Here is a 7,075-nt window from a genome sequence, read left to right as displayed (position 1 = left end):
ATGGCGGTGCCATTCAGCGGGATACTGCTTGAAGCGACAAATTCGTCGGTTTCGCCGCGCTGGTAAGCGTCGCGCAGGGCGGTTTCAGCGCTGGAAGCAATAAAGTCAGCGTGGCCATCGGTCAGCAAGCGGTAGGCTTGCTCAACCCGCTCCCAGCGGTTATCACGGTCCATTGCATAAAAGCGGCCAATGACCGAGGCAACAAAGCCATTGTCGGCACCTACTAACTCTGCCAAACGTGCATTAGCACGCTCGATCGAGCGGAGCGCACTTTGCGGCGGCATATCGCGTCCGTCTAAAAACGCATGGATAAAAATGCGCTGCGCGCCGCGTCGGGCAGCAAGCTCAGCCATGGCAATAAAGTGGTCTTCGTGGCTATGCACGCCGCCGGGAGAAAGCAGCCCAAGTAAGTGAACGGCGCGGCCATTGGCAACGGCCTCGTCGATGGACTTGGTCAGCACCTCGTTGGTGTCTAGATCGCCGTCTTCAATTGCTTTGGTAATGCGGGTGAAGTCCTGGTACACAACACGCCCGGCACCAATATTCATATGGCCTACTTCAGAATTGCCCATCTGCCCGTCAGGCAGGCCCACATGGCGACCATCGGTGTGCACATAGGCGTGCGGGCGGTTGGCCCACAGTTTGTCCATGTTGGGCGTATTAGCTGCGGCCACTGCGTTGTGGGCGCTATCGGGATTGTGGCCGTAGCCATCTAAGATGATTAGCGCCACGGGGCGCGGTGCAGTTGTAGCCATGAAAACCTCTTTATGTTGGTCAGCCAAGCGATATGGGGTGCTGTTTGAAACGTTGGTGAAGGCTGCTCAAACAGTTTTCAGACAACACCTTATAATCAGGGTCGCGACAGGCGCGCGCATGGGGCATCATAACGCAGGCAGCCGTTGGGCGTCATGGCCTGCGCGGTATGCCGTGTGACGTGTATACTTGTTGCGTTTCTGGAGGCGGCTAGGCCGCTTTTTTCTGCATAGACCAAGAGATTGTGTTCACGATGATCGATCAGCTGTTCGAATTCGTAATGAACCACCCCCTACTTGTCGGGGCGTTTTTGCTGGTATTAATAGCATGGGTGGCGTACGAAGCGCGCAGCGCCGCCACGCATGCTGTGACCTCTACCCAGGCGACTCAGCTTATTAACCGTGAAGATGCGGTGGTGCTGGATATCCGTGAAAGCAAAGACTTTAAAGCAGGACATATTGCAGGTGCACGCAATATTCCTCAAAGCAGCCTCGACAGCCGCATGAATGAACTGGAGAAAGTGAAAAGCCAGCCGATCATCGTGGTATGTAAGCATGGCCAAAGCTCTGGTGCTGCCCAGGCAAAACTTGCTAAGGCAGGTTTTGAACGTGTCAATAAGTTAAGAGGTGGCATGGTGCAGTGGCAGGCCGATGGTCTTCCGGTGGTAAAAAAGTAATTAAGTAGCAAGTATTTAACCGTGCGCTGTCGCGCAATTTTTTAGCAGATGAACAATTAGGAGTATCCCAATGGCGGAAGATAACAACACCCCGCAGGCAGGCGCCGCAGAAGGCGAAAAGCCTCAGCTGAAGTTCTCTTTACAGCGTATCTATGTGAAAGATATTTCCTTTGAAGCGCCGAACTCACCTTCCGTATTCAAGCAGGCATTTAAGCCTAAGGTGAATCTGGATCTGAACACCACTAGCCAGAAAATAGCCGACGACCAGTACGAAGTGGTTGTAAAGGTGACTGCCCAGGTTAACGATAGCGAAACCGGCACTACGTCGTTCCTTGCAGAAGTAGAGCAAGCCGGCCTGTTCCGTATTTCTGGAATTGAAGGGGCACAGCTGGAACAAACTCTGGGTGCGTTCTGCCCCAACTTGCTGTTCCCTTATGCCCGTGAGTGCGTTGACAACCTGGTCAACCGTGGTGGTTTCCCGCCGCTAATGCTGGCACCGGTGAATTTTGAAGCCATGTACGCTCAGCGCAAGCAGCGCTCAGCGCAGCAGGCTCAGCAAGCAGCCGAGAATACTCACTAAGTATGCATGCTGCTGACTGGGTTGCCTTACACGGCAAAATGCCCCGCCTTTATGTGCCCGCTGAGTTTGCAGTGGGCGCAACCATCACTCTGCCTGACGGCCCGGCGCGGCATGTGACACGAGTGCTGCGGCTGGGCGAAAGTGCAGCGCTGATGCTGTTTGATGGCAATGGCCAAGAGGCTGGCGTGCGCTTAGCCGATGTTGGTCGCAAGCAAACGACAGTGATCATCGAGGCTGTCTGGCCGGGTAGTGGCGAATCGCCGTTAGCGGTGCACCTTGGCCAAGCGATCTCGAAAGGCGACCGGATGGATTATGCCATTCAAAAAGCCGTTGAGCTGGGCGTTGCAGCGATTACCCCGCTCTACACTGAGCGGGGTGATGTACGTCTCAAGGGTGACCGTGAAGAGAAAAAACTGGCTCACTGGCAGGCGGTTGCGGCTAGCGCTTGTGAACAGAGTGGGCGAGCGGTTGTCCCCCCCATCTATCCACCAAAAGCGCTGGATGATTGGCTGGCCGAGCGGCAAGAGCCGTTACGCTTGATGCTTCACCTAGCGACAGGCAATGTATTTTCGCAACAGCCATGCCCCGCTGCAGTAGCGCTCTTAATCGGCCCAGAGGGTGGCCTAAGTGATGCGGATATTAATGTGGCCACTGTGGGTGGCTTTACACCGCTGACGCTCGGTCCAAGAGTATTGCGTACTGAAACGGCACCTGTTGTTGCGCTAACGCTGCTACAGCACCACTTCGGTGATGTGTAAGTACTCACTTTTCAGCACTCGCTTCTCTGTACTCACTTGTAAGAGCTCATGTTTAAATATTTATTCTTAAGAGCCTATTCTTAAGAAATATTTTGGGGCTTATTTTTTAGCGGTATGCATAAGTGAGTGCTTACTAGCTGGCTGCTGCCCTGTTGAGTAGTGGCGGTCGCTATTTATGCGCTGTCGAATACCGGCTGCGCTTTGCCTTGCGTGCGCAAGGCACCATAATGAAGGTCTACTTTCTGTAAGGACGGTACCCATGGTCCGTGAGTCTCACTCTTCTCCCCGTTCCGCAAGCGACGCCGCTGCTCAGCTGGGTGACGTAGCCTATTTGACCGTGACGGCGGTCAATAGCACAGGGGCGTTTCTGCAATGGGGACAGCCCAAAGATGTACTGCTGCCTTATAGCGAGCAGCGCTTTCGCCCCGATCCCGGTAAGCGGGTACTGGTAATGCTGTATAGCGATGACCAAGGGCGGCCTGTGGCTACCATGCGCCTGGATCGTTTTTTGACAGACGATGCTTGGGCGCTGGAAAAAGGTGATGAAGTGGCTGTGGTGGTAGCTGACCGTACTGACCTTGGGATGAAGGTAGTGGTTAACCACCGTTATTGGGGATTAATCTATCAAGATGATATTACCCAGCCGCTGCGCCGCGGGCAGTCGCTGAAAGGCTATGTAAAGCAGCGCCGCGAAGATGGTCGTGTCGATATTTGCCTGCTCCCCCCGGGCGTGGCTCGCTTAGATGTAGTGGGTGATAAGGTATTGCAGGCGCTACGTGAAAGTGGTGGTTATCTAGCGTTGGGTGATAAAAGCTCCGCGCATGATATTAAGACGCGATTAGGTGTTAGCAAGAGTGCTTACAAGCAGGCCATCGGGCGACTTTATAAGCAGCAGTTAATTACCCTAGAGCCTGGTGCTATCCGGCTTGTACCGGGTGCGTTAACGGACGGGCAAGGCGAGTAGTCCCTAGCGACGGTTGGAGCTGTGCAGGCAGTGCGGCATACTGCTTACCTTTTGTTCATGTATGGATGTTACCCCGATGAGCCAATCAACGTTGCATCTCGGTGTGGTGATGGATCCCATCAGCGACATCGCTTACAAGAAAGATACCACCATGGCCATGCTGTGGGCGGCGCAAGAGCGCGGCTACACACTGCACTATATGGAGCAAGAAGATCTTTTCTTGAACGCAGGACAGGCTTATGCACGTATGCGCCCATTAACGGTGCATCGCGATCCTAACCATTGGTACGACCTCGGTGAAGCGGCTCAGCGCCCACTGGTGGAGTTGGATATTGTGCTAATGCGCAAAGACCCGCCTGTCGATGCCGACTTTATCAATGCGGTTCATCTGCTGGGGTTTGCTGAGCGGGAAGGCGTTCTGGTGGTGAATCCAACGGCGGCGCTGTTGCAGTGTAATGAAAAGCTATTTGCCCAGCAGTTTCCCCAGTGCTGTGCGCCCACCATTGTCGCCAGTCGTGATGACGTCCTGCGTGCTTTCCACGCGGAGCATGGTGATGTGATTTTCAAACCCCTTGATGGCATGGGCGGTACAGGGATTTTTCATATCGGCCCTGATGGCCGCAACATTGGCGCGGTTATTGAGCAATTAACCCTGCGTGGCCAGCGGCAAATTATGGCGCAACGCTACCTAGCCGAAATCAAAGATGGCGACACGCGCATCTTATTGGTTGACGGTGAACCCGTGCCCTATGGGCTGGCGCGTATTCCCTCGGCGGGTGAAACTCGGGGTAACCTCGCCGCTGGCGGGCGCGGTGTCAGCCGTGAGTTGACTGAGCGTGACCACTGGTTGATTCAGCAGGTGCAGCCCATGATTCGTGAAAAAGGGCTGATGTTTGTTGGTTTAGATGTGATTGGTGACTACATCACTGAAATTAACGTCACCAGTCCTACCTGTGTACGTGAAATTGATGATCAGCGCGGCACGGACATTGCCGGAATGCTGCTGGATGCTATTGAGCGTCGTCTTGACTAACCGATGCCGTTGAACGTTCTATTCGCCTAATAACGCGAGGCTCGCTGAGTATTCAGCGAGCCGTAGGAGACGCATGCAAAGCTTTAAGCATCATTTTTTGATGGCTATGCCTCACTTGGATGACCCTAATTTTGCCGGTAGCCTGATCTACCTTTGCGACCATGATCACAATGGTTGTATGGGAGTCATCGCCAATCGTCCACTTGAAATCACTCTCGATGCCCTCTTTGAACAGCTGTCGCTGGGAGGCGATGATAGCCCGCACCGTAATGCGCCGGTCTATTATGGCGGCCCTATGCATAAGGATCGTGGCTTCATTTTGCATATCGGTGACAGCCAAGAGTGGGACTCCAGTGTCCAGGTGGAGGACGGTATCGCGCTTACCACCTCGATGGATATTCTTCAGGCGCTTGCCGACGATACCGGCCCCGAAGATTTTCTGGTGTGCCTAGGCTGCGCTGGTTGGGACGTTGGGCAATTAGAAGACGAGCTAAAAGAGAATGCGTGGTTGACGGTCGAAGGCCAAGGCAGCGTACTGTTTAACACCCCTCCCGCTGAGCGTCTAACCGCTGCCGCTGGCATACTGGGCGTTGATCTAAACCTGATGACCCGCGACGCGGGGCATGCATGATGGTTGAGTTTTATGGCTGATCATGGGCAACGGCTAATACTCGCATTTGATTTTGGTACTCGGCGTATTGGTGTCGCGGTAGGTAATGAGTTGCTTAATAGCGCACGCGAGCTAACGCCGCTAACCGCTCGAGACGGCATTCCTGACTGGAATGTTGTTACACGGTTAGTAGAAGAGTGGCAGCCTGACTTGTTTGTGGTTGGCTTGCCGCTGAATATGGATGGGACTGAGTCTGCGATGAGCGCGCGGTCACGCAAGTTCGGTAATCGCCTGCATGGGCGCTATGGCAAGCCCTGTGAAATGGTTGACGAGCGTGGCTCTACTCGCGAAGCGAAGCAGATCGCTCATGCGGCAGGCCATCGTGGTAACTATCGAGAAGAAAGTGTCGATGGCATCGCTGCTGTGCTTATTCTAGAAGGTTGGTTTGCCCACCAAGAAGGACTTCCTGGTGGGCGGATCGCTCATTAAACCTGATGTAATGACTTAACGGTCTAGAGTGCCGGTTTGAGATGGCACAAACCAGCGCACTGGTCTCAGGTCTTTCTCAATCAGCTCATCTACCTTTAATAGCGTGGCAAAAATGGCCATCCGCATGGGGATCCCGTTGTCAGTTTGGCGGAAAATCGCCAAACGTGGGTCTCCGTTAAGATTCACGTTTAGGTCATTGGCGCCAGGGCGGCTATCTCGGGGTAGTGGGTGCATGACAATCGTACTTTGGCTGCAGCGCTGATCCAGAAAGTCGCGATTAACCATAAAGTCGTCGGAAAGCCCCTGAAAGCTCTCGTTCATTTCATCGGTAAAACGCTCTTTCTGGATGCGTGTGGTGTAAACCACGTCCAGATCGGAGAAGTCGCTGGCCAGTGAGTCACGTTGTTCGACGCGGTGCCCGCGAGACGTCACAAGGTCAATCAGCGCAGTCGGCATTTCCAGGCCTGGTGGAGATACCAAGGTAATGCGCAGCGGATCATAGAGAGACAGTAGCTTGATCAGCGAATGCACGGTGCGGCCATATTTCAAATCACCGGTCAGCAGGATATGTGCGCCACTGAGTGATTTACCTAATCGCTGAAACTCTTTATCAATCGTATAGAGATCAAGCAGTGCTTGGCTTGGGTGTTCACCTGGGCCATCCCCTCCGTTAATTACCGGCACATTGGTGGCGGCGGCGAACTCTGCTACCGATCCTTGATCAGGATGGCGCATTACAATCGCATCGCAATAGCCACTCATCACTCGGCTAGTATCGTAAAGCGATTCACCCTTGGCCATAGAAGAGAAAGTAAAACCGGTGGTGTCACACACACTTCCCCCCAGACGGCAAAACGCAGCATTAAAGCTCACGCGTGTGCGTGTACTCGCTTCAAAGAACAAATTACCAAGCACAGCACCTTCCAGCACCCGAGTAACGTGGCGACGGCTGGCAATAGGTTCCATACGCGTTGCAACGCGTAGCAGGTGGTCAACGCTTTCGCGCTGTAATGAATCGACAGTTAATAGATGCTGGCTCATCACGGACCTCAGAATGGGGGTGGGCGTTGGGGGCTATAAAGCTGGTATAAGTGTAACCGCCAATGGAGTGCCGTCGAAGCGCTTTCAATTAGCAAACGGCCTGCCTTAAAACTTTTTCGCACTTATCTATAAATAGCCCTTGCCAAAACGGCAGCGAATCCGTAAAGTACG

8 protein-coding genes and 1 pseudogene are annotated in these 7,075 nt (G+C 53.7%); 7 read left to right on the top strand and 2 right to left on the bottom strand.

What is annotated here, in order from left to right; genetic code table 11:
• A pseudogene (locus INT22_RS20335) lies at positions 1-755 on the bottom strand (2,3-bisphosphoglycerate-independent phosphoglycerate mutase); the annotation flags it as partial.
• Positions 756-1,006: 251 nt separating this feature from the next.
• Here INT22_RS20335 and INT22_RS06095 point away from each other — a divergent pair.
• The 7 genes from INT22_RS06095 to ruvX all read left to right on the top strand — a co-directional run bounded on the left by INT22_RS06095 (position 1,007) and on the right by ruvX (position 5,863).
• Positions 1,007-1,429 carry a rhodanese-like domain-containing protein gene (locus INT22_RS06095; protein ID WP_030071716.1) on the top strand — a complete coding sequence of 141 codons (423 nt, stop codon included), beginning with the start codon at positions 1,007-1,009 and terminating at the stop codon, positions 1,427-1,429.
• A gap of 70 nt (positions 1,430-1,499) precedes the next feature.
• Positions 1,500-2,009, top strand: a complete 510-nt coding sequence (secB, locus tag INT22_RS06090; RefSeq protein WP_193067879.1) for a protein-export chaperone SecB — start codon at positions 1,500-1,502, stop codon at positions 2,007-2,009.
• 2 nt (positions 2,010-2,011) lie between these two features.
• Positions 2,012-2,767 carry a 16S rRNA (uracil(1498)-N(3))-methyltransferase gene (locus INT22_RS06085; protein WP_193067878.1) on the top strand — a complete coding sequence of 252 codons (756 nt, stop codon included), beginning with the start codon at positions 2,012-2,014 and terminating at the stop codon, positions 2,765-2,767.
• Between the two features lie 259 nt (positions 2,768-3,026).
• A complete protein-coding gene (locus INT22_RS06080) occupies positions 3,027-3,731 on the top strand; it encodes a CvfB family protein (RefSeq protein ID WP_009723382.1) in 705 nt (234 codons plus the stop codon).
• A gap of 76 nt (positions 3,732-3,807) precedes the next feature.
• Positions 3,808-4,764 carry a glutathione synthase gene (gene gshB / locus INT22_RS06075; protein ID WP_193067877.1) on the top strand — a complete coding sequence of 319 codons (957 nt, stop codon included), beginning with the start codon at positions 3,808-3,810 and terminating at the stop codon, positions 4,762-4,764.
• Between the two features lie 73 nt (positions 4,765-4,837).
• Complete coding sequence (locus INT22_RS06070; protein ID WP_038480025.1) at positions 4,838-5,395, top strand: YqgE/AlgH family protein; 558 nt, start codon at positions 4,838-4,840, stop codon at positions 5,393-5,395.
• Between the two features lie 12 nt (positions 5,396-5,407).
• Positions 5,408-5,863, top strand: coding sequence for a Holliday junction resolvase RuvX (gene ruvX / locus INT22_RS06065; RefSeq protein WP_193067876.1), 456 nt, complete (start codon positions 5,408-5,410; stop codon positions 5,861-5,863).
• Positions 5,864-5,878: 15 nt separating this feature from the next.
• On the opposite strand, the gene pyrB is transcribed toward ruvX, so the two are convergent.
• A complete protein-coding gene (gene pyrB / locus INT22_RS06060; protein ID WP_193067875.1) occupies positions 5,879-6,904 on the bottom strand; it encodes an aspartate carbamoyltransferase in 1,026 nt (341 codons plus the stop codon).
• Between the last annotated feature and the right edge of the window lie 171 nt (positions 6,905-7,075).

Origin of the sequence: Halomonas sp. 3D7M (assembly GCF_014897885.1) — a bacterium.
Lineage (GTDB): Bacteria > Pseudomonadota > Gammaproteobacteria > Pseudomonadales > Halomonadaceae > Vreelandella.
Note: the sequence above shows the minus strand (reverse complement) of the source record. Positions and strands in the feature narration are given on the sequence as shown.